The sequence below is a fragment of the Pseudomonas sp. EA_65y_Pfl1_P113 genome, assembly GCF_963970525.1.
Taxonomy (GTDB): domain Bacteria; phylum Pseudomonadota; class Gammaproteobacteria; order Pseudomonadales; family Pseudomonadaceae; genus Aquipseudomonas; species Aquipseudomonas tritici.
Window position 1 is genome coordinate 1 of sequence record NZ_CAXAQM010000609.1, and the last position, 446, is coordinate 446.

Sequence of the window (446 nt, forward strand, 5' to 3'; positions counted from 1 at the left end):
TCGACCGCCGCATGTCGGTATTCAACGCGGCATTGATGATGGCTGTGTCGAGCGCGGTAATGACGTGCCTGGTCGTGGCCTTGCTGTTCGTCGCGGTGCTGATCAAGCTCCACATCGGTACCATCGTCGCGCTATCCTTCATCCTGGCGATGGGATTGCTGATCTCGGCGCTGGTGTCGTTCCTGATCGAAGTGCGCATGTCGCTGACCGCGATCCACATCCGCCCGGAATTGCTGGAACGCTAGGCGTTAACGCGCGCCATCAAGCCCCGGCCCGGCATCGTTGGTCGCGGCATAGGTGGGCGCAACCCGTGCTTTGGCCGCCTGTTCATAGACATAGCCCGCCTGCAGCACCGTCGAATCCCCCATCGCCGTCGCGATGAAGGACAGCCCGACCGGCACGCCGCGTACCAGGCCCATCGGCACCGTCAGGTGCGGATAGCCAGC

General features: G+C 63.5%; 1 protein-coding gene and 1 pseudogene. One reads left to right on the top strand and one right to left on the bottom strand.

Annotation, left to right across the window (positions count from 1 at the left end):
• Positions 1–245 (top strand): DUF2721 domain-containing protein (locus tag AACY52_RS31335; protein ID WP_339561546.1); only part of this gene is annotated, 245 nt, incomplete at its 5' end.
• A gap of 3 nt (positions 246–248) precedes the next feature.
• Here the strand turns inward: AACY52_RS31335 and AACY52_RS31340 are convergent.
• A pseudogene (locus AACY52_RS31340) lies at positions 249–446 on the bottom strand (hypothetical protein); the annotation flags it as partial.